The sequence below is a fragment of the Desulfovibrio psychrotolerans genome (assembly GCF_013340305.1).
Lineage (GTDB): Bacteria > Desulfobacterota > Desulfovibrionia > Desulfovibrionales > Desulfovibrionaceae > Halodesulfovibrio > Halodesulfovibrio psychrotolerans.
Map to the genome: position 1 here is coordinate 372,470 of NZ_BLVP01000008.1, position 26,890 is coordinate 399,359.

Consider the following 26,890-nt stretch of genomic DNA (forward strand, 5'->3'; position numbering starts at 1 on the left):
ACAGACTATGCGCCTGTGCGGAAAAATAGCGTGTTTGTGCTGCGGTCAGGTTCAGTTTTCTGCCAAAAAGTTGCACATCTCGGGCACATTTTTCCCGGAACGGCCAGCGAAGGTGAACTGGAGCTTTGACAGCCGCCACGCTGCGCGCTAGTGTACGCATCTCTCAGAAAATCGTCATTGGAGGACGCCAAGGCTATGCAAGAATTTCCGCGTATGCACCGTCTGCCCCCCTATGTGTTCGCGGTGGTGGGCGAGCTGAAAATGCAGCTCCGCCGCCAGAACATAGACATAGTGGATATGGGCATGGGTAACCCAGACATCCCCACCCCTCAGCACATCGTGGACAAAATGACCGAGGCGGCGGCCAAAGGCATCAACCATCGGTATTCCGTGTCCCGGGGCATCCCCAACCTGCGCAAGGCCATGTGCGACTGGTACCAGCGCAACTACGAGGTGTATCTGGACCCGGACAAAGAGTGCGTGGTCACCATGGGCGCGAAGGAAGGCCTCTCGCACCTCGCCCTTGCCATGCTCTCGCCGGGTGATGTGGTGTTCGCCCCGGACCCGACATACCCCATCCACACCTACGCGGCCATCATAGCGGGAGCGGACGTGCGCCGCATTCCCATCGGCAAGGGGCGCGATTTCTTCGAAGACCTTCTCGCGGCGACCCGGCAGACGTGGCCGCAGCCCAAGGTGCTGATGATAAGCTACCCGCACAACCCCACAACCGAGCTGGCGGCCCCGGAATTTTTCCAGAAGGTTGTGGACTTTGCCAAGGAACACAAGATTTTCGTCATTCACGATATGGCCTACGCAGACCTCGGCTTCGACGGCTACAAGCCGCCCAGTTTCATGCAGGCCAACGGTGCCAAGGAAGTGGGCGTGGAGTTCTACTCCATGTCCAAAAGCTATTCCATGGCGGGCTGGCGTGTGGGCTTCTGCGTGGGCAACCGTGAACTGGTTTACGCGCTCACGCGCATCAAATCGTATCTGGACTACGGCATCTTCCAGCCCATCCAGATTGCGGCCACCGTTGCCCTGAACGGTCCCATCGACTGCGTGCGCAACATCGTGCAGATTTACCAGAACCGGCGCGATGCCCTTATAGAAGGGCTGGACCGCGCAGGGTGGCAGGTGCCGCCCCCGAAGGCGACCATGTTCGTATGGGCCCAGATACCGGAAGCCTTCCGGCACATGGGCTCGGTGGAATTCTCCAAGCTGCTGCTCACAGAAGCGCGGGTAGCCGTGTCTCCGGGGCTGGGCTTCGGTCACTTCGGCGACGATCATGTGCGGTTTGCGCTCATAGAGAACGAGCACCGCACCAATCAGGCATGCCGCGGAATAAAGAAATTGCTGAATGCGGGAGGCGACGTCTGTGCCTAACGGAAAGAAACGGCTTGTCCTTGCCCTTGCCGGCTACGGCACGGTGGGCACAGGGCTTGCCAAGGTCATAGAGGAGAACCGCGACTGGATTATCCGCCGGTCCGGGCGCGAGGTGGTCATAAAATCCATCCTCGTGCGCGATGTGAACAAGCCGCGCAACTTCCCGGTGCCGGAAGGAACCGTGCTCACGGATGACGCCGCCACCCTGCTGAACGACCCGGAAGTGGACGTGCTGGTCGAGCTTATGGGCGGCATAGAAGCCCCCAAAACGCTCATCGCGCAAGCCATCCGCGCGGGCAAGCATGTGGTCACCGCAAACAAGGCCCTGCTCGCCGAGCAGGGGCTGGAACTGTTCGAACTGGCAGAGAAGCACGGTGTCCACCTAAAGTACGAAGCCAGCGTGTGCGGCGCCATTCCCATTCTGGATACCCTCAAGGAAAACCTTGCGGGCAACCGCATCTCGCGCCTTGTGGGCATACTGAACGGCACGGCAAACTACATCCTTTCGGAGATGACCACCAACAATCTGGACTTCGCCACCGCGCTGCGGCAGGCGCAGGAACTGGGCTATGCCGAAGCCGACCCCACGCTGGATATAGAAGGCTTCGATGCCGCGCACAAGCTGTGCCTGCTCACGCGGCTGGCCTTCGGCGTGAACTATCCCTTTGAGCAACTGCCCGTGGTGGGAATATCCGGTGTGGAACCGGACGACATAGAGTTTGCCCGCGAATTCGGCTACCGCGTAAAGCTGGTGGGCCAGGTGCAGGAGGTGGAAGGCAGAATAGAGGCTGGCGTGTTCCCCACGCTGGTGCACCACACCTACCTCATCGCCCGCGTGGGCGGGGCCTACAATGCCGTGCGGCTGGAAGGCAACGCTTGCGGTCCCGTCTTCCTGCACGGGCAGGGAGCGGGCGACCTTGCCACGGCCAGTGCCGTGCTGGGCGATATCCTCAGCGTGGCGCGCGGCGCGTATCCCAACAACACCGGCTTCGTGCAGCAGGTTCCCCCGCTGGCAGATATCCTGCCGCCCGATGATGCGCGGTCGCGTTACTACTTCCGCGTCATCGTGCGCGATGTGCCGGGTGTGCTGCGCGACCTTGCCGGTGCGCTGGCGGAGCAGGATATCTCCATCGCGCAGGCCATCCAGAAGGAAAAAGGCGCCGCCGAGGTGCCTGTGGTGTTCCTCACCCACGAGGCTGCGGCCAGTGCCGTAAAGGCTGCTGTCGAAGAGATGAAGGCCAAGGGCCTTGTGGTGCGAGAGCCCGTCTACTACCGGATTCTGTAGTGCGCAAGCTGGTCTTCTGCATCGCGGACGGCATGGCGGACGTGCCCGCCCAGTGCGAAAGGGGCATAACGCCCATGCGCGCCGCCCGCACCCCTGTATTGGATTCCATGGTCCGCCACTGTGTGGCGGGCCTTTGTCATGTCATTCCTCCCGCACTGCCGCCCGATTCGGATGTGGGCAACATGGCCCTTCTGGGTTACGACCCCGTCAGTCTGTATTGCGGTCGCGCCCCGCTGGAGGCGCTGGGCAGCGGCGTTGCGCATGTGCTGCCCGCTTCGGCCCCCGGCATGGATCTGGCGGATGCGCTTATCTGGCGGCTCTCGCTTGTGCGGCTGCGGGATACGCCGCAGGGTCCGGTCATGGACGATGCGCAGGGGGGCGGCATAGGCGCCGAAGAGGGAAAACGCACAGCGCAGCGGCTGGCGGCGGTGCTCGCGGCGGCGGATGCCCGCTTCACCCTTCATCCGGATACCGCCTACAGGCATATTCTGGTGCAGCGCGGCTGGCAGGCTGCGCCTGCGGCCAACCCGCCTGCTGCCGGCCCGATGGGCACCATGCCGGCCATAACGGTTCCATCCGCCGCCACCGTATCCGCCGCTCCTGCATCCGCAATGGCCGCGTCCGGCACGGTCCCGCCCGGCGTTTGCGCAAACGGGCCGGAAGGCCCGCACCGGCTGCTCGGGCAGCCCGTCACAGCGCACCGCGCGGCCTTGCCTTCCGAGGTGCAGGGCGCCCTGCGGCTTATGGAGGAGGAACTGCGCGCCATGCGCGGGCCTGCCAACGGGGTCTGGCTGTGGGGGCAGGGCGTTGTGCCGCGCTGGCCATCCTTTGCGGCACTGCACGGGCTTGCTGCCTGCATGGTAACGGGCATCTCCCTGCTGCGCGGGCTGGGAAGGGCAGCGGGAATGCACGTGGCGGAAGATACCCGGTTCACGGGGCTGCCCGGTACCGACCTGCGCGCCAAGGCAGAAGCGGCGTTGCGTTTCCTGCGTCCCGTATCGGCAGGGGGCATGGGCGGCGATGCGGCTTTTATTCATGTGGATGCCCCGGACCACTGCGCCCATCAGGGCGATGCGCAGGGCAAGCGCGCCGCCGTGGAGGCCATAGACCGCGATCTGCTTGCCCCTCTCCGACAGGCACTGCCCGATGCGGTCTTCGTCATCACCTGCGACCATATCACCTGCGCTGCAACGCGCACCCACGAAAGGGGGGCGGTTCCCTTCCTCATCCACGCCGCAGGGGCGGATGCCATGTCTGCCTGTCCCTCATTCTGCGAACTCGGCTGCCGCGGGGGGCGCACCGTCTCCGGCGGACCTGCGCTTCTGGAACTCGCCAGGTCGTTCATGTAGGGAGGTGTTTCCCGCGACTGTTTCCCGGAAATGGCCCGGTCAGCGTGCCTGCGAGACATCGGGAGACATCGGGAGACATCAGCGGGGGGCAGCGGGTACGGGGTCAGCGGGTCAGCGTGCACCTGTCCGGTGCGTGAAAGCTTATGGTGAACGTGGTGCCCCTATTCACCTCTATTTCAAGCACCGCCCCCAACTGGTCCACCAGCGAATGCACAAGCTGCATGCCCAGCGTGCGCGCGGTGGCGGGGTCGTAATCCAGCGGAAAACCTATGCCGTTGTCCTGCATCACAATGCGGATATGCTCTTTGTCGCGCTTGACGGAAAGACGCACCATGCCCTCTTCCCGGTTGCGGAAGGCGTGTTTTAAGGCATTGGAAAACAGCTCGTTGATGATAAGCCCGCAGGGAATGGCCGTGTCCACGGGAAAAAATATGGGCTGAATGTCCGTAACCAGCCGTATATCCTTGTCCACCGCCAGCGCGGCAATGAGTTTCTGGGTAAGCTTGGGCAGGTAATCGCTGAACTCCACGCACGAGAGGTCGTCCGAGCGGTAAAGTTCTTCGTGTACCAGCGTCATGGAGTGGATGCGGTTCTGCGATTCCAGAAACAGCTCCTTGTCCTCCGGCGTTCGGATGTAAGAAGCCTGCAAGTTCAGCAGACTGGAAACCAGCTGGAGGTTGTTCTTCACGCGGTGGTGCACCTCCTTGAGCAGAATTTCCTTCTCGTGCAGCGAGCGTTTGATACTTTCTTCCGCCAGCTTGCGGCGGGTTATATCGTCCGCAATGCCCACTATGCGGTAGGGGGTGCCTGTTTCGTCTTCCACAGGAAAGGCGCGTCCGCGAATCCAGCGTATGGTGTTGTCCGGGCGGATGATGCGGTACTCCTCATCCATGGGCCGGTTGCCCTTTTCCAGCAGGTTCCACGCCTGCAGCAACTCAGGCTGGTCCTCGGCGTGCACGGTGGTGAACAGGCTTTCCGGAGCGGCATAGAGCGATGCGCATGAACGCCCCCAAATCTCGGCATACGCGGGGCTTACGTACAGGATGGAGCCGGTGTTCATGTCGCGTATGAAAAACGCCTCGCGAACGTTCTCCACCAACTGCCGGAAACGCTCCTCACTGTCCGCCAGTGCCTTTTCAAATTCTATGCGTTCCGCAATCTGGCGGCGGAGCAAGGCGTTGGTCTGTTCCAGGTCTTCGGTGCGCCTGCGTATCTGCTCTTCCAGATGCTCCCGGTGCAGCCCCTCCTTGCGCAAAAGGTCGGCCCGCACAAGGCACTTCTGAATGGATGCCTCCAGCGTGAGGAGGTCGCGCAGCGGTTTCATCAAAAAGTCCCATGCGCCCCGTTGCAGAGCCTCCACCACGTGCTCCACCTTATCCGTGCCGGAAACCACGATAACAGGCGTGGTGGGTGCCTCTTCAAAAATGCGCCCCAGCACCTCGCTTCCGGGCATGTCCGGGAGCCGCCAGTCCAGCAGAACTATTTCAATCCCGCCCTGCCGGAACATCTCCAGTCCCGTTCTGCCGCTCGCCGCTTCGCGCACGGCATACCCTTCATCTTCCAGATACGCAGCCATGGTGCGGCGGATGACGGGGTCGTCGTCCAGCGCAAGAATGGTCGCCTTGGGTGCCGTGTGCATGGTTCGCGTCCTGCGGGCTATTCGGTTTTCGGCAGCAGAATCCACACGTTGCCGGGGGTGTTCATGTGTCCGGCAATCCATGTGGCTTCTTCACCGTATCCGCTGAAAAAGTCCAGCCTGTGGCCCTTGATGGCGCCGCCCGTATCCTGCGCAAGTCCCAGCCCCGTCAGCACGGGGCCGTGCCGGAACTCACCGCGCGGCCCCTGTTCCGGCAGGGGAACGGAAAAGACCAGCAGCCCGCCCAGGGGCAGAAGCTTCGGGTCCGTAGCCAGCGAAACGCGGGGCGTGAGGGGCTGGTTCATGGCTCCGAACGGGCCTTTGTCCGAAAGGCGGAGGAAGACATAACTGGGGTTGGTGGCCAGCAGTTCCTTGGTTCTCTGCGGATGGCGCTCAAGATACGCGCGTATGGACTGCATGCTTACCCCGTCAGGCTGCAGCAGGCCCATGTCGCGCATCACCCGGCCCAGCGAGACGTACTGGTGCCCGTTCTTGCCCGCGTAAAGCACATGTTTTTCTGTGCCGTCCGGCAGAATGAGCCTGCCGGAACCCTGTACCTGCAAAAAGAAGATATCCACGGGGTCTTTGGCCCACGCTATCTCCAGCCCCCGCCCGGAGAGCCGGTTGTGGGTGTCTATATCCTCCCGTGTGTGGTAGGGCACCACCTTGCCGTCCTCCAGGCGGTAGAACAGGCGTTCTCCCTTGAAACGGGGATGAAACGGGCTGAGATCCACGGATTGCAGGTCATCCGGCTGGGCGTAGATGGGGTAGGCATAGACGCTGGAAGGGGCAATGTCCGCCTCAATGGCAGGCTCATAATATCCGGTGAACACGGGGTTCTGCGTTACCTGCACAAAGCGGAAATGCTCCGCAAGCAGATCAGGCTCGGCGTCCAGACGGGGCAGCAGGTTGCGCAGCAGCAGCAGTCCGGCCCGCAGCTCGCCCCATGTAACGGTCAGGTGCTCACGTTGCAGGGCCGGTTCTTCAGAAGGCTTCCGGCTCAGGTAGGCAAGCGAATGCTCAAGCGAAGGAGCCAGTTCCGTCCACGATCCCAGCCCCTGCCTGTTCAGGTCAATCTGTTGGGCCACGGTGCGCGCCGTTTTTCCCGGCACTTCTGCGAACTCTGTTACGGGCCGCTTGGCACAGGCTGCGGCGAGAAGGCACAGCAGGGCCAGCAGAACGATCGGTCGGCGGCGCTGCGTGCTGCCGGAAATGGGCATGGTCAGGCTCCTTGGGAGAGTGTTTGTCCTTCCATATCACCAAAGTTCCCGGGGCAAAAGGGTGCAGGTGGCGGTTGCGTCCGGCGCGCTATGGGCGTACTTTGCGGGCTTCGTGTTCCGTGCAGTTTTCCGGAGCGAATGAGAAGCGGCCCCGGCCAGAAAGCTTCGGCGACATTCAGGCCAGAGGCAGGCCACATTCAGACCTTGTTGAGGCCGAGTGTCGCCCGCAATCGGGCCACGGTCCGGCAAACGGCATCGGAGTTCATCAGGATGATTCAAGGGAGCGGGCGCATGCAGGTGCGGCGGATATATCTCGTGGGACCCCGTGCCAGCGGAAAAAGCACGGTGGGCAGGGCGCTGGCGCAAAGCCTTGGCTGGCGCTTTGCAGATACGGATGAACTTGTGGTGCGCGGGGCGGGTTGCTCCGTGGCCGACATCGTGTCCCGTGGCGGCTGGGAGGCCTTCCGCGACATGGAAAGCGCCGCTTTGCGCGCTGTAAGCGGGGAAGATGCCTTGGTCATCGCCACGGGCGGCGGCATGGTGCTGCGGCAGGAGAACAGGGAATGCATGGCCCGTACCGGCTGGGTGGTGCTGCTCATGGCTGCCCCGCAGGTGCTGGCGGCGCGTCTGTGCGCCGACCCGCAGTGTGAGCAGCGTCCGTCACTCACCTGCCGGGGTGTGGCGGAAGAGGTGGCGGCAGTGCTCGCGGAACGCGAGCCTTTGTACCGCGCGGTGGCCCGCCATGTGGCGCAGGCCGAATGCCCCGTGCAGGAAATCGTGCAGGATGTGCTGCAAGCTCTTGAACTCCGGTCAGATACGTAGTTACATGGCGGGTGGAATTTTTTCGCAGGCGGTCTGTTAATCCCGGCGTCCGGGCAGGGCGCAAGGAGCATTCGTATGCAGATTCGGAAAATACTGGTTCCCGTTGACGGGTCGGAGCATTCCACCAAGGCGGCCCGGTACGCGGTGGATTTTGCCAAGCTGGTGGGGGCGGAGCTGTTGCTGCTCAACTGCCGCATGCAGGTTCCGCCCATGCTGGGGCCGGATGCGTATGAGCAGGCCAAGATAGGGCTTCAGAACCGCTCCAACGAACTGCTGGAGCCATACCGGATACTCCTTCGCGGCGCGGGCGTGGCGTTCACGGACCGCATCATGGAAGGGCCGGTGGAAGATGCCATCGTGCAACTGGCCGACTTTGAGAAATGCGACCTCATCATCATGGGGTCCCGCGGGCATTCCGATCTGGAAGGACTGCTGGTGGGCAGCACCACGCACCGCGTTCTGCAAATTGCAGCCTGTCCCGTCACCGTGGTCAGATAGGAGTAGGGTATGAGCGGCAGCACGTTTGGCAGGGTATTCCGGCTGACCACCTTTGGCGAATCACACGGGCCCGGTCTGGGCGGCGTGGTGGACGGGTGTCCCTCCGGCGTGGAATTGGGGGAAGAGGATATCCAGCGCGAACTGGATATGAGAAGGCCCGGACAGGGCGGCATAGCCACCACCGCCCGCAGCGAGGCGGATAGGGTGCGCATTCTCTCCGGTGTGTTCGAGGGCAGAACCACGGGCACTCCCATTGGCTTTTATGTGGAAAACACCGACCAGCGTTCCCGCGACTACGGGGATATAATGGACGTGTGGCGTCCCGGACACGCGGACTATACCTTCGACCGCAAGTTCGGCATCCGCGACTACCGGGGCGGCGGACGTTCCTCCGGAAGGGAGACGGTGAGCCGCGTGGCGGGCGGGGCCATAGCCCGTCAGTTTCTGGCCTCGCAGGGCATAACCGTGCGTGCCTACACCGTGGAGCTGGGCGGAATCCCGGCAGATGTCACCGACCCGGAAGGTGCTTCCGGCAGACCTTTCTTCTCGCCGGACCCGGATGTGGTGGCAGGCTGGGAAAGCCTTGTGCGTGATGTGAAGGCAGATGGCGACACACTGGGTGGCATCGTGCAGGTGGAGGCGCTGGGCGTGCCTGCCGGTCTCGGGGAGCCGGTGTTCGACAAGCTGGACGCGCAGCTTGCCTACGCACTCATGAGCGTGGGCGCGGTTAAGGGCGTGGAGATAGGCAGCGGCTTCGGGGCGGCGCGTATGCGCGGCAGCGAGCAGAACGACCCCATGCGCGGCAACACGTTTGCCTCCAACCGGTCGGGCGGCATTCTGGGCGGCATTTCCAACGGTATGCCGGTCATCGCGCGTGCCGCCATAAAACCCATTCCCTCCATTGCCAAAGCGCAGACCACAACCACCCGGCACGGCGAGGAACGCACCCTGCGCATCGGCGGCAGGCACGACATATGCGCCATCCCGCGCGTGGTGCCGGTCCTTGCGTCCATGGTCTGCCTTGTACTGGCGGATATGGTGCTGTTGCAGTCCCGGCAGTCCCTGTCGCCCCTTTCCGGGCTGATGGAACTGGACGAATTTGACCTGTAGGGCCGCAGCCTGTACATGAGGCGCATGCAGCAACATCCTCTTTCCGCCTCCGGCTCGTCCACCGCTTCGTCCACAGCTTCGTCAGAGGACGGGGCAGATGGCGAAAACCTCGTCGCCGTGCAGGGCACCTTGGAGCGTGTCGTCTTCCACAATGCGGAAAACGGCTACACGGTGTTCAGCGTGCGCACCAAAAAGGGCGATACCGTGCCCGTGGTGGGGCACATGGCGGAGCCTCAACCGGGTATAGCACTGGAAATATGGGGCGAATGGACAGATAATCCCCGTTTCGGCAGGCAGTTGCAGATGCGCCGCCATCAGACCGTGCTGCCCGCGCAGGTAGAGGGCATCCGCCACTATCTGGGGTCGGGCCTCATTCACGGCGTGGGGCCAAAGACGGCGGAACGCATTGTGGCCGCCTTCGGCGAAGACACCTTCCGCGTGCTGGATAACGAGCCGGAACGTCTGCTCACGGTAGAGGGCATAGGCAGAAAGACAGCGGAGGCCGTGCGCGAAGGCTGGAGCGAGCACCGCGGCATACGCGACCTCATCATGTTCCTGCAACCCCACGGGGTTTCCACCTCCTACGCTGTGCGCATCTACCGCTTTTACGGCAAGCATGCCCTGACCGTGGTGCAGGAAAATCCCTACCGGCTGGCCATGGATATCCACGGCATAGGCTTTCTCACGGCAGACGCCGTGGCCCGCAAGCTGGGCTTTGAGAGCGAATCCCCCCTGCGGGCGGAGGCCGGGGTGCTCTATACCCTGAAAAAGATAACCGACGACGGGCACGTCTACTACCCATTCGAGCATCTGGTGGCCAAGGCCGCTTCCGATCTGGATATTTCCTACGATCTGGTGGAAGAGGCCATCCGCACCCTGCGCCTTGAAGAACGCGTGGTGCTGGAACCCCTGCCGGACGGCAGCGAGGCCGTCTACCTCTCGCGTTTCCATGCCTATGAGTCAGGCATCTCCACCTACCTGCGCCGGATTCTGGGGTCGCCCAAATCCGTGAACATCCCCGACCCCGACACCGTGGTGGACCGCGTGGTGGCGGATATGGATATGCACCTTGCAGAGGCGCAGGTAGAGGCCGTGCGCACTGCCGCCCGCGCCAAGGTCATGGTGCTTACCGGCGGTCCCGGCACGGGCAAGACCACCATAACCAACGCCATCATCAAGGTTTTCCGGTCGCTCAAGGCCAAGGTGCTGCTGTGCGCGCCCACAGGAAGAGCCGCCAAGCGCATGTTCGAGACCTCGGGCGAGGAAGCCCGCACCATCCACCGCCTGCTGGAATACTCGCCGAGGGAAGACGGGTTCCAGCGCAACGAGGATAACCCCCTTGCCTGCGGACTGCTGGTGGTGGATGAGGCGTCCATGATGGACACCATGCTCATGTTCCATTTGCTCAAGGCGGTGCCGCTGGGAGCCACGGTCATTTTCGTGGGCGATGTGCACCAGTTGCCCTCCGTGGGACCGGGCAACGTGCTGCGCGATGTCATCACCTCCGGCGTGGTGGATGTGGTGGAACTGACCGAGGTGTTCCGGCAGGCGCAGGAATCGGAGATCATCACCAACGCCCATAAGATAAACTGCGGCGAGGTGCCGTACCTGGAGTCGGGCAAGGACCAGCTTTCCGATTTTTACTTCATCCGGCAGGAAGACCCGGACCGCTGTGCCGCCATGATCGTGGACTTGGTCAGGAACCATATCCCGCGCCGTTTCGGGCTGGACCGCTTCAACGATATTCAGGTTCTCACCCCCATGCACAAGGGGTCTGCCGGTGCGGCAAACCTGAACGTGCTGCTGCAGAAGGCACTCAACCCCGGCAGCCGCCTCATCCGGCGGGGCGAACGCGAATACCGCCTTGACGACAAGGTCATGCAAATTCGCAATAACTACGACAAGGACGTGTTCAACGGCGATATAGGCCGCATATGCGTCATAAACGAAAAAGAAAAGGAACTGACCGTTCGGTTCGATGACGAGCGCAATGTCATCTATGCCTTCAACGAACTGGATGAACTGGTTCCCGCCTACGCCATTTCCATCCACAAGTCGCAGGGGTCGGAATACCCCGCCGTGGTCATCCCCGTGCTCACCCAGCACTACGTGCTGCTGCAGCGCAACCTCATCTACACCGCCATCACGCGCGGCAAGCGTCTGGTCATTCTGGTGGGCGCACCCAAGGCACTTTCCATGGCGGTAAAGAACAACAGAATGCAGAAACGCCACACCCTGCTGGCAGAACGCCTCGCGCGGCGGCTGGGATAACCGCAAGCCGCCCTGCCGCCGCCCAAATCCCGCGCCAAACAGGGATGACATCTGCCCCGGAATAACGCCGGGCAGGAAGGATACCTGCCCCGGAATAACGTCGGACAGGAATGACATCCATCCCGGAACAACGGCGGACATGGCAATATGCAGAGTGCATGAAAAAGGGCGCCGGTCCCGGTCTTTCCGGTTCCGACGCCCAGTGCGGTCTCATATGCGTGCCATATCCGGGAACATTGTTTCCGGCACAACGCCTCTTCCGTTAATCGTGTCCCAACTCAGCCTTGAGCCAGTCCTTAATCTCACGGGTGGGTTCCATAATGCCCCTCAGGTCGCCGTATTCGGCAATGAACCTGTTCGCCAGACGGTTAGGCAGGGGAATGGTCGCCAGTTCGTCAGCCCCTTCCGAGTTGCGGCGGATAAGGCGCACCACAGGGCGTTCTCCCCATGTGTCCACCACAAAGTAGGTGGAAAAATCCGCCTTGGAGCGGACCGGGGGATACTCCGCATGCCAATCGTTATTGCCCCATTCAAGGTACATGGTTACCGCATGTTCGGGGCTAAGGTTCCAATCAATGTCAAGATTGCCGAAGCGTGCCAGTTCACTCATGGTGTCCTCCGTGGGGCGCTGAAAAATCGTCATCCGTATTCTCTCTCCCGTCCACATTTCTTCCACTATCTTCCATTTTCGTCCATGTGCCGGGGCGGGCTGCCACCCCCGCCCCGGCTGGAGACGGTGCATACCTTGTGAAGGAGGTAGGACGCACGTGCCGCCGGTCTGTCATCCTGCCAACAGATTTCGCCGGTGATTCCGCGCGCCTGTGCAGTGTCGTGAAGGAGAGAGCGTTGCCGCTCGTATGACTTAATAGTAGCAATTATTGTTAACTGGTCAACATAAATCGGAAGGATTTTGTCCGATTTCTTGTCCCATGCCCATAATATGCTGAATTTGTGTCTGTTTTTCTTTCCATGAAAAGAGTATGCCCCATACTTCGCCATTATGGTGTGATACAGGTCACAAAAGCCCTGCCTTTTTTGAACCGACTGCCAACATTGAAATATCGCTGCGTATGCCAAACATCAGGTCAGGACAAAAGGCTGAATTGAATGTTCAACCTATTTCTCTATGCTTGACGTATGTATATGATTATGCCTTTATGACTTTGCTGGAGAAGTCCTCGGTCCTTTCCGTTTCCCGCTCGGTGGGTCGGACTGGTTTCGGAGAGGTTTCGGGGCAACGAGTACGTACCGCCCTTGGCAGGGCGGCCATCATGCTGAATTGCTTGAACCCCTTTGATCTTACGGAGGTTCCCGATGAAGCCGGAAGAATTTGCTGCCAGATTTTTTGAAGTGGCGAAGAGCATGGGATTGGAATTCACTTCTGCCGGAAATGTGGTAACCGGCAAGGGAAAGAACATCTCACACGGCAAGGCTGCCACCATGTACCGTCGGTACGGTGAAAAGTGCGCCAAGTGCCCTTCTGGTGAATTCAAGAATGATCCGAATGGGTTAAAGCAATTTCGCATGATCGCGGAAAAGACTTTGGGCTAGAGTCTGTTCCACGCGGTTATGACGTTGAAGCATGGTTGGTGCCCGCCGCTGCCCCCGCAGCGGCGGGCTTTCCTTTTTGCGTTCCGGCAAACTGTCCGTCGTTTTCTTGTCCTCTGCCGGAATGCAATCTGCATCAGGTACGTTCTGGCATTTTCTCTTTGCTAATGCCTATGGAACATGCAGATTCTGGCGATATAAGCTTTATGCAGGCATAGCTCATGCCCGTGCGTATCTTCTGGAATAGTGCCTGCATCCACTGGACGCAAAACGCATGATTGCGGTATACATGTGTAATGCGGTAGTGCAGACGACGTAGCGTGACAGGTGCACACAACTGAGCAAAGAGGTTTTTCATGACAACTGTGCAAAAGGCAACGACCCTTCTGATTTCCGGCGCGTGTGCTGTGCTTCTGCTGGCTGTTGCCATCGCCATTGCGCAACCGCAGACCATGGGGCTCTGGCTCGGTGTTGTTGCGGGTGTTTCCGTGCTGTGCTTGGGGGCGGCTTTTTTCTTCATCCGCAGCGTTGCTTCAGGATTGCAGGGGGTCCGAGGCTATGCCGCTGCTTTGGCGGATGGGCAGGTCGCCGCCGTGATGGATGCTGCCGCACATAACGTGGGGGATGAAGGGCTTATTTCTTCGCTGGAAGGTCTGGCAACGGCATTCCGCCGTGAGATGGGCCTGAAAAAGGGGATTATCGAGGGGCTGCCCACGCCGTTCCTGCTGGTTGATACAAAGGAACGCGCCCTTTATACCAATCAGGCATGTATGGACATGCTGGAGATAGACACCCCGCCGGAAAAGCAATTCGGGCGCACCCTTGCCGAGATTTTTTATAATGATCCAACGCGTAAGACCGCCGTGGGGCAGTCCATCGAAAATGGCAAAGTGTTCCAGAATCTGCAGGTAACCATAAAGGGGCACAAGGGCGGAGAACGTCACGTGCTCGCCAATGTTTACCCTCTGTACGATATGAGTGGAACCTGCATCGGTGGTTTCTGCCTCTATCTGGATATGACGGAACTGAAGCGCAAGGAAGAAGAACTGTGCGCACACAATGAGCTCATTATCCGGTCCGCAGACCGGGCAACAGATATTTCCAACGGCCTTGCCTCCGCTGCTGAGGAGCTTTCCGCGCAGGTGGAGCAGTCTTCCGTATCCATTGGCGAGCAGCAGGCGCGTACACAGGAAGTTTCACATTCCATGGAGCAGATGAACTCCACCGTCATAGAGGTGGCCAAAAGTGCTGGCAATGCGGCGGAACTGGCAGAAAATGCCAAGTCCAAGGCGCAGGAAGGAGCCGCCGTGGTCAACGAGTCCCGCAGGCTTATCGACAAGGTGTACGATGACGCCGTGAAACTGAAGGATGATATGAACGCTCTTGGCGTGCAGGCAGAGAACATAGGGGCAGTAGTCAGTGTGATCAACGACATTGCGGACCAGACCAACCTGCTCGCCCTTAATGCCGCCATTGAAGCCGCGCGTGCAGGGGAATACGGGCGCGGATTCGCCGTGGTGGCGGACGAGGTACGCAAGCTGGCAGAAAAGACCATGCAGGCCACCAAGGAAGTGACCGACGCCATAGGCAGCATTCAGCAGAGTACGCAGAAGAGCATGGTGTCTTCTGAAAACGCCGCCAAAGCCATAAGCGAAAACACGCGCCTTGCCGCCACCTCCGGCGAGGTGCTCGAAGCCATTGTGCGGCTGGTGGAGCAGACGGCGGACCACGTGCGCGACATTGCTGCGGCTGCGGAACAGCAGTCTGCCGCCAGTGATGAAATTGCCGTTGCCACGGAACATATTTCCAACTCCGCTGCGGAAAATGCCCATGCCATGCAGGAATCTGCCGTGGCGGTGAGCGAGCTTGCACGTATGGCCTCTGACCTTAAGGCCATTATTGCAGAGATGAAGGCCGAAGCGGCAGATTCCTGCGATTCATAGCCACGTTACGGCGGGTCTTTCCCGTGGGTACCGAACAGTGTTTTTCAGACGCCCGGCGTATGTCCGGGCGTTTTCCTTTTGGGGAGCGGGAATACCGCCCGCACAGTTCAGGCTCTGCAAAAGCCCATCCTGTCCGGATACCTTGAACGGTTGGACCAATGACGGCCTTCAGGCGGTTTGACCAATCCTGTCCCGAGCGGGTTATGAATAGTGCTTGTTGTTTTGTCATGCAATATCACATGGATATGCATGTGTTCCGGCGCAGGATATTTTGTTCGTCCGATCAAGCAAGCAGATCAAACAGGCCTGTGCTGGACGAAAAGCCGGAAAGTGCGTTACAGCGTGTAAAGATATTGTTTTCTGCCATGCGCACGGGCGGCATGCCGCCTATCTCACCGGCAAGAGAGGCGTGTGGCGGATTCACTGAGTGGAATCACCGTCGGCGGGAATGGTCGCGCGTTCCCGCCGACGGAGGGTTCTGTTCCCTCCTCCGGTTCTATCCTTCTCCCCCACGCCTCAGCCTGTTTCCCTCTTCGCAGTGTTTTCCCCTGCCATTTCCAGCGGTGTATCTGCCTTTCCGGTTGCGTTGTTGCTGTCACGGGGAGTCTCCTGCTGTTTCATGACGGAAAGAGCCGGATCCCGGCGCACGGTTGCGCCCGGAGTCCGGCTCTCTGTGGGTATGGTTTGTCTGTTCTTTTGGCTGGTTACAGCTTCTTTATCTCAGTGTACCAGCTTCCTGCCTTTTCCAGCAGGGAATTGATGCGCCCTACGAGCTCGTGGGGGTCCTTCAGGTAGCCTTCCAGCAGCAGAGACGATTCGAAAAGCTGAACCACGGTGGCTTCAATGAGCGGGTCTTTGCCGTCCGCCTTAAACACCCGCAACAGGTTGCGCAGAATGGGGTGGTCCCTGTTCACTTCCAGAATCTTGCGCGGAATGGATTCGTCCTTGCTCATAATGCGCATCAGCCGGTCCATGGATGATGTTGCCCCGTCCGGGCTGGCGAGTACGGCGGGGGAATCCGTAAGCCGTTTGGAAACCCGCACCTCGGTCACGCGGTCTCCAAGAATATCCTGCATGGCTGCGAGCAGGTCTTCAAAGGACTTGGCATCGCCTTCAGACAAGTTTTCCGTTTTGCGTTCCTGTTCCGCATCGGGGAAGGCATCCAGCGATTCGGGTTTAACCGTTTCCGCTGCGACAAACTCGAATTCCTTGTACTTGTGCAGGTTGTCCATGACGAACTCATCAATGGGTTCGTACAGAAAGAGCACCTCCAGCCCTTTGCGGGTGAAGATTTCCAGATGCGGGTTGAGCTTGGCTGCTTCCCGGCTGGGGGCGGTGATATAATACACTGCTTTCTGTTCCGGCTTGGCGCGCTCCATGTAGGCGTCAATGGATGTGAGAATGCCCCTGTCGTCATGGATGGAGGAATTAAAGCGCAGCAGGCTGGTGAACTTTTCGCGGTTGGCGTAGTCGCTGTACCCGAGCCGGAACACCTTGCCGTGGGTGTTCCAGAAGTTGTTGTATGCGTCTGCATCGCTTGCCGCCAGCTTTTCCAGATGGCTCAGCACCTGCTTGGTTATGGTTTGCTGAATTTTGCGGATGAGCGCGTTTTCCTGCAACGTCTCGCGTGAAATGTTCAGAGGCAGGTCTTCTGTATCTACCACGCCCTTGAGGAAGGAGATGTACTCCGGGATAAGGTCCTTGTTTTCATGCTGTATGAGCACGCGCCGCACATACAGATCCAATCCGTAACGGTCCCTGTCAAAGTTAAAGGTATCCCGTCCGAAGGTGGGGATAAAGGCAAGGCAGTTGAACTGCACAGGGGCGTCTACAGAAATGTGCAGGGTATCCATCGGTTCCGCATCGTCGAAGGTGAGGTGGGTGTAAAATTCCTTGTATTGTTCCTTGGTGACGGAGCTTTTGGGCTCGCGCCACAGAGCAGGGGTGGTGTTTACCCGCTCGCCTTCCAGATGGATGGCAAAAGGAATAAAGCTGGAATGCTTCTTCAGCACGCTCTGCAGACGGAATTTCTCAAGAAACTCTACAGCGTCTTCTTTAACATTGATGGTAACAACAGTGCCCCTTGCGGGTGCATCCTCTCCGCTGGGCAGGATTTCGAAAGAACCCAGCCCGTCAGACTTCCACACGCAGGGTTGCTCGCCAAGCTTGGCGCTTTGGGACGCAACGGTCACGGAATCCGCTACCATGAAGACGGAATAGAAGCCTACCCCGAACCGTCCGATGATGTTGCCGGGGTCTTCGTTCTTCTCCGCAAGCTCCTTGAGAAACCGCTCGGAGCCGGACCGTGCAATGGTGCCGAGGTTGTCCACCATTTCATCGCGGGTCATACCTATGCCGGTATCCCGGATGGTGATGGTCTTGGCGTCTTTGTTGATGCGGATGTCTATGCCCAGTTCCAGTTCGGGGGCGTTTACAGATTCACCCTTCGCCTGTGCGAAACGCAATTTATCCAGTGCATCCGAGGCGTTGGATACGAGTTCGCGCAGAAAAATTTCGCGGTTAGTGTAGAGCGAATGGGTGATGATGTGCAGCAGCTTGCGCACTTCTGTTTTAAATTCAAACGTTTGCGACATGCGTAGGTCTCCTTGGGCAGTTGGATGAAAATGGAGGCGACCGGACGACAACTGGACGAAACAGGACGACGGCAGGACGACAACAGGATATCGCCGGATGCTTTTGTACGCCTTCGAACGCCTGCTGGGCGTTGCTGTGCGCCTGTTGGCCGACAGGTCGACCGCAGCAGAAATAAAACAGATTATCCGGGGGTCAAGGGGGTGTTTCACGCCTCTGAGGAATTTGTTATAATTCCATTTTCTCTGTGCGGAATCCTATAACAGGACTATACTGCAAGGCGAAGTCTCAGGGGTTTGTCCCGGAAGGAGGGAACATGCGTGCAGGGAATAGCCTGCGGACGCTGATTATTGCCGTAGTGGCTGCACTGCTGCTCCTGCTGCCCGGAATGCCCGGTGCGCCCGGTGAGCCCGGGGTGACCGGAGTACCCGGTTCCGGCACGTCTTCTGGCTGCGGCCTTGCGACCGGAATTCAGACCGGAAGTATGGCCGGAAGTCAGACCGGAAATCAGACCGGAAGTGTGGCCGACAATCTGATCGAAAGCTGGGTGGAAAGCCGGGCTGAGAGCCGGGCCGAAAGCAGGGTCGGAAGTCGGGTCGGAAGTCGGACCGGAAATAGGGCCGATACTCAGGGCGGGAGTCTGGCCGTAAGCCAGGCCCTATGTCAGACCGGAAGTCGGGCTGTGAATCAGGCCGGAGCGTTGGCCGGGACGCAGGGCGTTGAACTGGTTTTTCCGCGAATTAGCGGGCGGGATTCGGACCTTGTCCGGTTCCCCATGCTGTTCGGCGCACACGCTGCGTATGCCGCCCAGACCCTTGTTGTGGGCGTTCCGGAATCATCTCCCCCGGACTACATAAGCGAAGACGCGTACACCACAGCAGGCTTCGGCATAGAATTCATGGAGCACATTGCAGCGCGGGCCGGGTATGCCGTAACCTACCGCCGCTATGCGGACTGGGAATCGCTTCTGGAGGCGGTTGCCGGCAACAGCGTGCACGTTGTGCCGCTGGCGGGCATTACGGAGGCACGCAAGGCCAAGGTTCGCTTTACTGCTCCCGTGCATGCCGTAACGGTACGCCTGTTCGTACGGGCCTCATCCGGGTTTGAATCACTGGAAAGCCTGCTCGGTCACAGGGTGGGAGTTGTGCCTTCCGGTGTGGCCTATCCTGTGGCGCGTGCGTTGCGGGGGCTTGCACTGCGGGAGGCGGCAAGCGTGGAACAGTTGCTGTTCATGCTGCTTTCCGGTCAGGTAGATGCCATAATCCATCCGCAGGCTCCAATTGAGTACTTTCTGGATCAGATGCTTGTGCGGCAGCGCATATCCATGCTCAATGACCGCCTGCTGGATGTGCCCTATGCCATGGCAGTGGCTCCCGGTAATGACGAACTCTTCGCCCGGCTGGATGAACAGGTGCGGTTGTTCGCGGGTAGCCGGGAATATGTGGCCATGCGTTCGCGGTGGTATGCAGCACGGGATAAGCCATCCCCTGATATTCCGTATGCTCTGCTTTCTTTCGCGGCCTTTGTCTGCGCGGTATCGCTGCTGGCATGGCACGCCCGGCCTGCGGGAAAAACGGCCCGCACGCTGGCCGTGCTGCGCACCTACCTGAACGGCCAGCGGGATGCCGCGCTGCTGATGGACGAATCGGGCATTGCTGTCGCTTGGAATGCCGCAGCGACAGAGGTGTTTCCCGTTTTGCGTGGCGCGCGGGGGGGGCAGGCTCTGGAGCATGTGTTTGATGGCGGTGATCATGAACGGCGCAGGCTGGCCCTTGAGCGGGTGGCGCAGACGGGCGAGCCGGTTGATTCGGTGGAAGAGAGAAACGGCAGGCTCTACCGCATTACCATGGCCCCGGTTCCCGCGCTGCGTAAGCGGACGTTCATTTCCGTACTGGTACGGGATATAACCGGCCACAATGCCGCCGAGATGGCATTGCAGGACATGCGCGCCCGTTTGGCCGTGCTGTTTGATAACTCTCCCGAAAGCATTCTGCTGCTGAACGCAAGCATGAGCATTGTGGGGGTTAACCCTGCGTTTGTCCGTTTTATCGGGCACCCCGCCCCGGAGATTACGGGCAGGGGGTTTGCGGATTTTCTTTGGCCCGATGATGCCGGAAGCCTGCGCATGGCCCTGCACGGTGTGCTTGCCGGACATGCGGATGCGATGCGCACCGAACATCGGTTTCGTCACCGGAGCGGGGTGGCGGTGTGGGCAAGCAGTGCCATTACCGTGCAGCGCGAGTCCGGCTCCCTGACCGGGGCTGTGGTGCATGTGACGGATATACACGAACGCAAGGCGGCGGAACTGCGGTTGCGAGAAAGTGAGCTGCGTTACCGCGAAATTTTTGAACGCGCCTCCGACCTGATTCTGCTGATTAACGTCTCCACGGGACGTATAGAAGAATTCAATCAGGCTGTGGCAGAATCGCTGGGGTATACGGCAACGGATTTGGCCACCATGAATGTGGCCGACATGGAGTGCCCGGAACACTGCTCGCTTATGGGGACAGGGTGCCGTGGCAGCACGGACGGACTGTTTGAGACCCGGCTGCACCGCAAGGACGGACGCGAAGTGGATGTGCAGGTGCACACGCGGATGCTCATGGCGGGAGGCCGGCAGTACGCCCTGTGTGTTATCAGGGATATTTCCGGCATACGTGAAACGCGGGAACGGCTGGACGAGGCCCGTCTGGCGAGCGAATCTGCCCTGCGTGCCCGGAATGCGTTTTTTGAAAACATGAGCCCTGAACTGCGCACGCCGTTGCAGGGCATATTCGGCATGCTGCAGTTGCTGGAGGAAACGCCGCTGGATGATACACAGCGCGGCTATGTGCGCATGGCCCGGCAGACAGGCACCAGCCTGCTGCGTTTTCTGGATGATCTGCTGGATATGGCGGGAGCGGAGGCTGACAGTCATGCAGGCACGTGGGGCAGCAGGCAGGAAGGCGGATATGATGACGCAATAAAGAGCGATGGCGGCGGCGCGCGCCATGTCCGGCGGCCCTTTGTGCTGGAGGACGAGATTGCAACGGTGCTGAACGCCCTGTACTGCGAAATTTCGGATAAAAAAGGTCTGCTGAGCGCAAGCATAGAGCCTGTCTTCCCGCAGATGATGGTGGGCGATGTGGGCCGGTTGCGGCAGATGCTTTTTGCTCTGGTGGGGCATGCGGTACGGTATGCCCGCAACGGGCGTGTACGCTTGCAGGTGCGTTGTCCCCGCGAGGGAGCGGAGGAGGTGGCACCCGGTGTGCGGCCCGTGGAATTTGCCGTATCCCTGACCGGAGCGGATGCTGTGGCGTGGATGCGTGATGCCCGGCTTGCCCTTGCCGGAGTTGCGGAGGTGGCGGAATCTGTTCTGGCAGGAGATGAGGAGCAGGTTCTCTCATCCCGTGAAGGTTGTGTCATTCCGCCCTACGGTTACGGCCCGGCACAGGCGCGGCGGCTAGCGGTGCCTGTGCACGGCAGCGTGTATGTTCATGATCTGTCCGGGGATGAGGAAGGGGGCGGCGAGGTGGTGCTGCGGTTGCCGCTCCGCTGGATTCCTGCTGAAAGGGACGGCGTTCCGGTGCGTACGCTGGTGGCGCAGGCGGTACAGCGGATGTCGCAGTCTGCCGAGGGCGCTACGCAATCCGCCCCGGATTTGTATGTTCAGGGACTGGATGCCGTGGCTTCTGCCGGCCGTGCGGGTGTTACTGCGGGAGAGAGTGTGAAGGCCGTTGCTGCAAGTGTTGCCCGGTTTGCTGCCGCTGTGCCGTATGCTGAGCCTGCGGACAGGCATGCCGCTGTCGCGGCGGGGCGGACCGAGAACGGGCAGGCCGGGGAAGCTGGTGCCGCGGGAACGCCCGCCGGCGCGCGGGTGGAAACTGGTGTTGCCAATTCCGCGCTGGCAGGCCTGCGCATTCTGCTGGTGGAGGACGACACCATTAACCGTATGGTGGTGGGCAACTGGCTGGAACTGCACGGATGTGACGTGGCGTATGCGGAAAATGGCCGGGAGGCGGTGGACCACATGCGCGCAGGGGGCTTTGACTGCGTGATAATGGACTTGCAGATGCCTGAAATGGGCGGGCTGGAAGCCTCTGCCGCCATCCGTTCCGGCACGGCGGGCGATGCCGCGTCCGGTGTGCCCATTATTGCGCTTACGGCACTGGCACTGCCTGAGACGCGCGAGATGTGCGCCTCTGTGGGCATGAATGCGTTTCTGGTCAAGCCGCTGGACATGAACAGACTTTCCGAAACCGTTATGGCGGTAGTGCCCAAGCCCGCTGCGGCACAAAGAGAATAGCAGGCCAAAGGAACATGCCGCCCACCTGTGGAGGGCGGGCCATATGGCGGCGGAAGGAACAGGCCGGATAGCGAATGGGCCAGATAGCGATCAGGCCAGATAGCGAACAGGCCAGATAGCGATCAGGTCGGATAGCGGACGCGCGGGGATTCCGATGCTTCAGCCCCGCTCGTGAGGGTGGATTCCCAGTGGTCTCAGTACCCGTTCCAGCACCCCCTGCACCTTGGAGATGGCAATGCCGTAATTTGTTATGGGCACGCCGCGCCGCGTGCATTCCCGGATGCGGCGCAGCATCTCCGCGCGGTTGGTCATGCATCCCCCGCAGTGCACGGCAAGGGCGTAGCCTTCCAGATTGTCCGGGAAATCGTGCCCTGCGTAGAAGGAGAATTCCAGTTCTTTCCCCGTATACTGGCGTAACCAGCGCGGAATTTTTACCCTGCCTATGTCATCGGCAACGGCATGGTGAGAACACGCCTCGCACATGAGTATACGGTCATGGTCCCGCAGGGTGTCTATGGCATGTGCCCCGTGCGCCAGCGCTGCTATATCGCCTTTGTACCGGGCAAACAGTGTGGAAAACGTGGTCAGGGGTATATGGTCCGGCACATCACCCGCCACTTTGAGAATGGCCTGCGAGTCCGTGACCACCAGCGCGGGGTCGCGCCGCATGGCAAGAAGTGCCTCTTCCAGTTCGCGTTCCTTGACCACGGTGGCCATGGCATCGCAGTCCAGCACCTCGCGCAGCACCTGCACCTGCGGCAGGATGAGCCTTCCCTTGGGAGCGGCAAGGTCTATGGGCACCACGCAGAGAACGCTGTCGCCTGCCTGCACCATATCGGCCACCAAGGCCGGCTCCTCCAGATACTCGGGCGGGGCGGCGGCGAGAAGCAACTGCTTTACAGCGTCTGCGCCGCCCGCCGGGCCGTTCTGCCCGCCGGGACGTGCGCTGACGGAAACGTACCGTATATTGCTGTCCGCGCAGAACCGGATGTCTTCATCGCGGGGCGACGTCATGTCGGCCTTGTTGAAGACCACCGCAAAGGGAATATCCAGCGCGGCCAGTTCTTTGAGTATGTCGCGTTCCGCATCGCCCAGCCCTGTTTCTCCGGCCACTAGCAGGGCTAAATCTGTGCGGCAGAGCACTTTGCGGGTGGCGTGTATGCGCATGGCTCCCAACTCGCCCGTGTCATCCAGACCTGCTGTGTCATAGAAGGTTACGGGCCCTATGGGCAGCAGTTCGTAATGCTTGGCCACGGGGTCTGTGGTGGTTCCGGGATGGTCGGAGACTATGGCAATGTCCTGCCCTGTCAGGGCGTTGATAAGGGAAGATTTTCCGGCGTTGCGGCGGCCCACAAGCGTTATGACCATACGTACGCCGCGCGGTGCTTTGCCTGTCATGCTGGCTCCTTGCTGAACTGTTCCGTGCCGGGCACGGGGGTGGTGCTGTGCGTATGCGCGTTGTCTGCGAAATGGCCGGAGGGATTGCCGGAGGGCGTGGCGGCAGCCCGTATGGTCTGTGCGGCTTTGCAGCCCTGCATAGGGTCGGCAGCTCTGAACCTGCCGGAAAGACTGGCACCTATGGCATCGCTCGGTTGATATCCCGCATGTTCCAGCCGCAGCTTCAATTGTCTTACCGCCTCCGTAACGGAACACTGCACAGTGTTTTTGCCCGGATAGATGGCGTAGTTGCGGCGCACGCGTTCCGGCGTTACGGAAGGCATGACCACGTTGGCTCCCGCAGCAAGCCCCTGCTCCCTTCCGCCCTTCCCGTACGGGCTGTGTGCGCTGTCCTGATTATTGAGGCGAGTATCACTGACAGGGTATTGGGTGCCGGAGTCTTGCGGCGGGCAGGCGCTGTCCAGCGCACTGGTGGCGGGAATATTCGCGCCGGGATTGAGCAGGCGGAGCAGTGCAGTGGCGCGCAGCGCCTGTTCAATATCCACTGCCGCCCGTTCCGCGCCCAGCGGTGTGCCGGGATGCGGAATGAAGGGGCCTACGGCGATCATCTCCAGCCCCATGGCGGAAAGGCGCAGAATATCGCGGGCCAGAATGCGCGGCGTCATGCCCGGCAGCCCGGAAATAACGCCGGACCCGGTTTCATAGCCGAGTCGCTGGAGTGTCTCCACCCGTGCCAGCCGCTCCGTTACCGTGGTGCCGGGGCGCATGCGGGCGTGCAGGGCATCGTCTGTGGTTTCCACCTTGAGCAGGTAGCGGTCTGCCCCGCAGTCGCGCCAGTAGCGGTAGTGGTCCTCTGCATAGTCGCCCAGTGACAGGGTTACGGCCACATTGTGGCGTCGCTTGATTTCCCGCACCAGCGCACCCACGCGCCGCACATCGCCTTGTGCCTCTTCACCGGATTGCAGGACGACAGTTCCCATGCCGTGTGCGGCGGCAAAGGACACGGCATGGAGGATTTCCTCATCATCCAGCCGGAACCGTTCAACGTCCGTGTTGGCGGCGCGCAGTCCGCAATACAGGCAGTTGCGTCTGCAATGGTTGGCAAACTCCACCACTCCGCGCAGAAAAACCTGCCGCCCGAAAACATCATCGGCAAGGGCGCGTGCGGCACTGTAGAGCGATGCGGCATCCGGTGCGCACAGGGCATGCACGATATCATGTTCAGTCAGTGCCGTGTTGTCACTCACAGGGGTATCTCGCAGGGTATCTCAAAGGGGTATCCTTGTCGCGTGGTGCATGGCATGGACGCATTCTTCCACCAGCCGGGCGGGTGCCCGCCACCATTCGGGCAACGGTTGTTTGCGGGAGTCTGCCTCTTCATTGCCCGGAGCGGTCGTTTGGGTGTTTCCGGCAGTCGCAGGGGAGGTGCTGGAGGAATGGATTGCCAGCATTTTCCCGACCGGGGCATCCATAGCGCACCATACGCCTTGCGGTGCGGGTACGGCGCTGTGTGCGTAGTGTCCGAAAAAGATGCGGTCATCTGCCAGCAGAACGGGCAGGCACGGCATGGCCTGTGTTGCGTAGGCAAGCACGGTTGCACCGGCAGCAGCGGATGTGGCCGTTGCGGCAAGAGCGCGGAACAGGGCGATGCTGTTTTGCCATTCTTGCTCCACGGAGTGCAGGGAAACACCGGGCCGCACCATTTGCCAGAATTCATTGATCCATGGATTTTGCGGGACTGAAGAGGGCAGGGGAGCCAGTATGGCGTGGAGTGCCGCGCCGTTACGCACGGCGGTTTCCAGTGCCTGCCTGTGCGGAGCGGACCGGACAAACGGCCCGTAGATGGCGGCGTGCAGAATGATTCTTTTTGCTGCGGCAAACGCTTGCGGCAACATGAGGGATTGTGTGCCTTCATGCATCCGCATCGGTTTTTCCTTTGACTGCGGCATACGTTTCAGCGGTGTAGCCCATCTGGCGCATTTTTTTGGCGGTCAGCAACTCGCTTATTGCCTCACGGGGCACATTCAGTCCGGCAGCCACTATGTCGGCAAGCGGCGTGTGCGTGCTTATGGCCTTTTGGATGAAGTGTTCCACGCGCTCATAGCCCAGAGCGGGCACAAGCACCGCCGCAAGGGTTCCTCCGGTGGCCAGATGCGCCGCGCATCGTTCCGTATCGGGCCGGGCATCGCGCATGCAGCGTTCATGCAGCTTTATGACCGCGTTGTGCAGCAGATGGAGCGATTCCAAAAGCGCGTGGGCCACCAGCGGCAGGAACTGGTTGAGTTCCAGATTGCCCATTGCCGCTGCCTGCCCGATGAGTGCGTCATTGGACATAACCCGTAGCGCAGCCTGCGAAACCGCCTCCGGAATAACCGGATTTACCTTGCCCGGCATGATGGTGGAGCCTGCCTGCACAGCGGGAAGCACCATCTCGCCTATTCCTGCGGCAGGGCCGCTGGCGAGCAGGCGGGCATCTGTGCAGATTTTCAGCAGGTTAACGGCGCATGCCTTGAGCATGCCGGAAACTTCCACAAAGGGGTCAAGGTTTTGCGTGGCGTCTACCAGATTCTCTGCCCGCGAGATGCCAAGACCCGTAATGCTCCGCAGTTCTTCCGCAGCCTTGAAGATGAAGTCACGCGGGGCACCAAGCCCTGTGCCTACGGCGGTTCCGCCCAGATTGACCTGCCGGATGCGTTCACGGCATTTGAAGATGCGCCAGCGGTCGCGGGCAATGGCCTCTGCCCATGCCCCGAACGTCATGCCCGCCGTAATGGGGACGGCATCCTGCAATTGGGTTCTGGCAAGGCGGACAACGTGGTCAAAGTCCTGCTCCTTGCGCTGTAATGTTTCCTGCAACTGGGTTATCGGCTGCTCCAGTTTTTTAAGGCCGTGGAGCGTGGCCACCTTGAGAGCGGTGGGGTAGGTATCGTTGGTGGACTGATGTAGGTTGGCGTGGTCAAGTGGGTGCACGGCCCCGCTCCCCGGTGCATGGCCGAGCAACTGTGCCGCGCGGTTGGCAAGAACCTCGTTCACGTTCATGTTGGTGGATGTTCCGGCTCCGCCCTGAAAGGCGTCTACCACGATCTGGCCGTGATGCAGACCGGAAATCATTTCATGGCAGGCGGCTTCCAGAGCACCTGCCACTGCGGGGGGCAGATGGCCCAGTCCGGCGTTCACCCGCACGCATGCCAGTTTGACCTCTGCGTACGCGCGGATGAACATGGCGGGCAGCCTGTACCCTGAGAGGGGGAAATTCTCCATGGCCCGCGCAGTGTGTATGCCGTATAGCGCATCTGCGGGCAGCTGCATGCTTCCCAATGCGTCGGATTCGGTGCGTATCATGGGATTGGTCCGTTGGGTGAGTGGTTTGTGGCGGGCACCTTCACAGAGCGGGGGAACCGGAGTGCTGTTCCGGTTCCCGCCGTTCTGCGGGTGGGGTGTTCCCCGGGGCGTGCCTATGGGATGTACCAACCACGGTTGCCTTTCCTTCCCGCCGGGTGTGACGGGAGAGGGGTAGGCGGGCTTGTATGCCGCTCCGGGCGGAATG

General features: G+C 60.6%; 18 protein-coding genes. 10 read left to right on the forward strand and 8 right to left on the reverse strand.

Features of this window, described 5'->3' with window-relative positions; genetic code table 11:
- The first annotated feature begins 195 nt into the window (after nucleotides 1-195).
- The 3 genes from HUV26_RS09415 to HUV26_RS09425 are packed head-to-tail and all read left to right on the forward strand — an operon-like array spanning nucleotide 196 to nucleotide 4,020.
- Nucleotides 196-1,386, forward strand: a complete 1,191-nt coding sequence (locus HUV26_RS09415) for an aminotransferase class I/II-fold pyridoxal phosphate-dependent enzyme (RefSeq protein WP_174409855.1) — start codon at nucleotides 196-198, stop codon at nucleotides 1,384-1,386.
- Complete coding sequence (locus HUV26_RS09420) at nucleotides 1,379-2,671, forward strand: homoserine dehydrogenase (RefSeq protein ID WP_243451333.1); 1,293 nt, start codon at nucleotides 1,379-1,381, stop codon at nucleotides 2,669-2,671. The genes HUV26_RS09415 and HUV26_RS09420 overlap by 8 nt, the downstream gene beginning before the upstream one ends.
- Nucleotides 2,671-4,020, forward strand: a complete 1,350-nt coding sequence (locus HUV26_RS09425) for an alkaline phosphatase family protein (RefSeq protein ID WP_174409857.1) — start codon at nucleotides 2,671-2,673, stop codon at nucleotides 4,018-4,020. Before HUV26_RS09420 ends, HUV26_RS09425 begins: the two co-directional genes overlap by 1 nt.
- A gap of 103 nt (nucleotides 4,021-4,123) precedes the next feature.
- Here HUV26_RS09425 and HUV26_RS09430 read toward each other — a convergent pair whose 3' ends face one another.
- Nucleotides 4,124-5,659 (reverse strand): sensor histidine kinase, encoded by a 1,536-nt coding sequence (locus HUV26_RS09430; RefSeq protein WP_174409858.1) that lies wholly within the window; start codon nucleotides 5,657-5,659, stop codon nucleotides 4,124-4,126.
- Between the two features lie 17 nt (nucleotides 5,660-5,676).
- Complete coding sequence (gene mltA, locus HUV26_RS09435; protein WP_174409859.1) at nucleotides 5,677-6,876, reverse strand: murein transglycosylase A; 1,200 nt, start codon at nucleotides 6,874-6,876, stop codon at nucleotides 5,677-5,679.
- Nucleotides 6,877-7,146: 270 nt separating this feature from the next.
- Between mltA and aroL the strand changes: the two genes are divergently transcribed.
- The 4 genes from aroL (at nucleotide 7,147) to recD2 (ending at nucleotide 11,577) form a co-directional block, all read left to right on the forward strand.
- Nucleotides 7,147-7,698: a shikimate kinase AroL gene (gene aroL, locus HUV26_RS09440; protein ID WP_243451334.1), complete on the forward strand. Its 552-nt coding sequence runs from the start codon at nucleotides 7,147-7,149 to the stop codon at nucleotides 7,696-7,698.
- Nucleotides 7,699-7,773: 75 nt separating this feature from the next.
- Nucleotides 7,774-8,196 (forward strand): universal stress protein, encoded by a 423-nt coding sequence (locus tag HUV26_RS09445; protein WP_174409860.1) that lies wholly within the window; start codon nucleotides 7,774-7,776, stop codon nucleotides 8,194-8,196.
- A 9-nt stretch (nucleotides 8,197-8,205) separates the two neighbouring features.
- Nucleotides 8,206-9,306, forward strand: a complete 1,101-nt coding sequence (aroC, locus tag HUV26_RS09450; protein ID WP_174409861.1) for a chorismate synthase — start codon at nucleotides 8,206-8,208, stop codon at nucleotides 9,304-9,306.
- 24 nt (nucleotides 9,307-9,330) lie between these two features.
- A complete protein-coding gene (recD2, locus tag HUV26_RS09455) occupies nucleotides 9,331-11,577 on the forward strand; it encodes an SF1B family DNA helicase RecD2 (protein WP_174409862.1) in 2,247 nt (748 codons plus the stop codon).
- Nucleotides 11,578-11,839: 262 nt separating this feature from the next.
- Here recD2 and HUV26_RS09460 read toward each other — a convergent pair whose 3' ends face one another.
- Nucleotides 11,840-12,187, reverse strand: coding sequence for a DVU0772 family protein (locus HUV26_RS09460; RefSeq protein ID WP_174409863.1), 348 nt, complete (start codon nucleotides 12,185-12,187; stop codon nucleotides 11,840-11,842).
- Nucleotides 12,188-12,891: 704 nt separating this feature from the next.
- Between HUV26_RS09460 and HUV26_RS09465 the strand changes: the two genes are divergently transcribed.
- Both HUV26_RS09465 and HUV26_RS09470 read left to right on the forward strand, forming a co-directional pair.
- Nucleotides 12,892-13,128, forward strand: a complete 237-nt coding sequence (locus HUV26_RS09465) for a hypothetical protein (RefSeq protein ID WP_174409864.1) — start codon at nucleotides 12,892-12,894, stop codon at nucleotides 13,126-13,128.
- Nucleotides 13,129-13,481: 353 nt separating this feature from the next.
- Entirely contained in the window at nucleotides 13,482-15,068 is a 1,587-nt protein-coding gene (locus HUV26_RS09470; protein WP_243451335.1) for a methyl-accepting chemotaxis protein, read from the forward strand.
- Nucleotides 15,069-15,772: 704 nt separating this feature from the next.
- On the opposite strand, the gene htpG is transcribed toward HUV26_RS09470, so the two are convergent.
- Nucleotides 15,773-17,662 (reverse strand): molecular chaperone HtpG, encoded by a 1,890-nt coding sequence (gene htpG / locus HUV26_RS09475; RefSeq protein WP_174409865.1) that lies wholly within the window; start codon nucleotides 17,660-17,662, stop codon nucleotides 15,773-15,775.
- 680 nt (nucleotides 17,663-18,342) lie between these two features.
- On the opposite strand from htpG, the gene HUV26_RS09480 reads away from it, so the two are divergent.
- A complete protein-coding gene (locus tag HUV26_RS09480) occupies nucleotides 18,343-21,945 on the forward strand; it encodes a PAS domain S-box protein (protein ID WP_174409866.1) in 3,603 nt (1,200 codons plus the stop codon).
- Nucleotides 21,946-22,104: 159 nt separating this feature from the next.
- Here HUV26_RS09480 and hydF read toward each other — a convergent pair whose 3' ends face one another.
- Genes hydF through HUV26_RS09500 form a run of 4 tightly spaced genes read right to left on the reverse strand, consistent with a single transcriptional unit; the run spans nucleotide 22,105 to nucleotide 26,685 of the window.
- Complete coding sequence (hydF, locus tag HUV26_RS09485; protein WP_174409867.1) at nucleotides 22,105-23,343, reverse strand: [FeFe] hydrogenase H-cluster maturation GTPase HydF; 1,239 nt, start codon at nucleotides 23,341-23,343, stop codon at nucleotides 22,105-22,107.
- Nucleotides 23,340-24,590 carry a radical SAM protein gene (locus HUV26_RS09490; protein ID WP_243451336.1) on the reverse strand — a complete coding sequence of 417 codons (1,251 nt, stop codon included), beginning with the start codon at nucleotides 24,588-24,590 and terminating at the stop codon, nucleotides 23,340-23,342. The genes hydF and HUV26_RS09490 overlap by 4 nt, the downstream gene beginning before the upstream one ends.
- A 21-nt stretch (nucleotides 24,591-24,611) precedes the next feature.
- Nucleotides 24,612-25,268: a hypothetical protein gene (locus tag HUV26_RS09495; RefSeq protein WP_174409868.1), complete on the reverse strand. Its 657-nt coding sequence runs from the start codon at nucleotides 25,266-25,268 to the stop codon at nucleotides 24,612-24,614.
- The gene (locus tag HUV26_RS09500) at nucleotides 25,255-26,685 is read right to left on the reverse strand and encodes an aspartate ammonia-lyase (RefSeq protein ID WP_243451337.1); all 1,431 of its coding nucleotides are present in this window, start codon (nucleotides 26,683-26,685) and stop codon (nucleotides 25,255-25,257) included. The genes HUV26_RS09495 and HUV26_RS09500 overlap by 14 nt, the downstream gene beginning before the upstream one ends.
- Between the last annotated feature and the right edge of the window lie 205 nt (nucleotides 26,686-26,890).

What these genes read in the sequence shown, in the direction of transcription:
- HUV26_RS09415 (WP_174409855.1), top strand. Translation starts at nt 196, where the DNA reads ATGCAAGAATTTCCGCGTATGCACCGTCTGCCCCCCTATGTGTTCGCG.
- HUV26_RS09430 (WP_174409858.1), bottom strand. Translation starts at nt 5,659, where the DNA reads ATGCACACGGCACCCAAGGCGACCATTCTTGCGCTGGACGACGACCCC.
- mltA (WP_174409859.1), bottom strand. Translation starts at nt 6,876, where the DNA reads ATGCCCATTTCCGGCAGCACGCAGCGCCGCCGACCGATCGTTCTGCTG.
- aroL (WP_243451334.1), top strand. Translation starts at nt 7,147, where the DNA reads ATGATTCAAGGGAGCGGGCGCATGCAGGTGCGGCGGATATATCTCGTG.
- HUV26_RS09445 (WP_174409860.1), top strand. Translation starts at nt 7,774, where the DNA reads ATGCAGATTCGGAAAATACTGGTTCCCGTTGACGGGTCGGAGCATTCC.
- aroC (WP_174409861.1), top strand. Translation starts at nt 8,206, where the DNA reads ATGAGCGGCAGCACGTTTGGCAGGGTATTCCGGCTGACCACCTTTGGC.
- recD2 (WP_174409862.1), top strand. Translation starts at nt 9,331, where the DNA reads ATGCAGCAACATCCTCTTTCCGCCTCCGGCTCGTCCACCGCTTCGTCC.
- HUV26_RS09460 (WP_174409863.1), bottom strand. Translation starts at nt 12,187, where the DNA reads ATGAGTGAACTGGCACGCTTCGGCAATCTTGACATTGATTGGAACCTT.
- HUV26_RS09465 (WP_174409864.1), top strand. Translation starts at nt 12,892, where the DNA reads ATGAAGCCGGAAGAATTTGCTGCCAGATTTTTTGAAGTGGCGAAGAGC.
- HUV26_RS09470 (WP_243451335.1), top strand. Translation starts at nt 13,482, where the DNA reads ATGACAACTGTGCAAAAGGCAACGACCCTTCTGATTTCCGGCGCGTGT.
- htpG (WP_174409865.1), bottom strand. Translation starts at nt 17,662, where the DNA reads ATGTCGCAAACGTTTGAATTTAAAACAGAAGTGCGCAAGCTGCTGCAC.
- hydF (WP_174409867.1), bottom strand. Translation starts at nt 23,343, where the DNA reads ATGACAGGCAAAGCACCGCGCGGCGTACGTATGGTCATAACGCTTGTG.
- HUV26_RS09495 (WP_174409868.1), bottom strand. Translation starts at nt 25,268, where the DNA reads ATGCGGATGCATGAAGGCACACAATCCCTCATGTTGCCGCAAGCGTTT.
- HUV26_RS09500 (WP_243451337.1), bottom strand. Translation starts at nt 26,685, where the DNA reads ATGATACGCACCGAATCCGACGCATTGGGAAGCATGCAGCTGCCCGCA.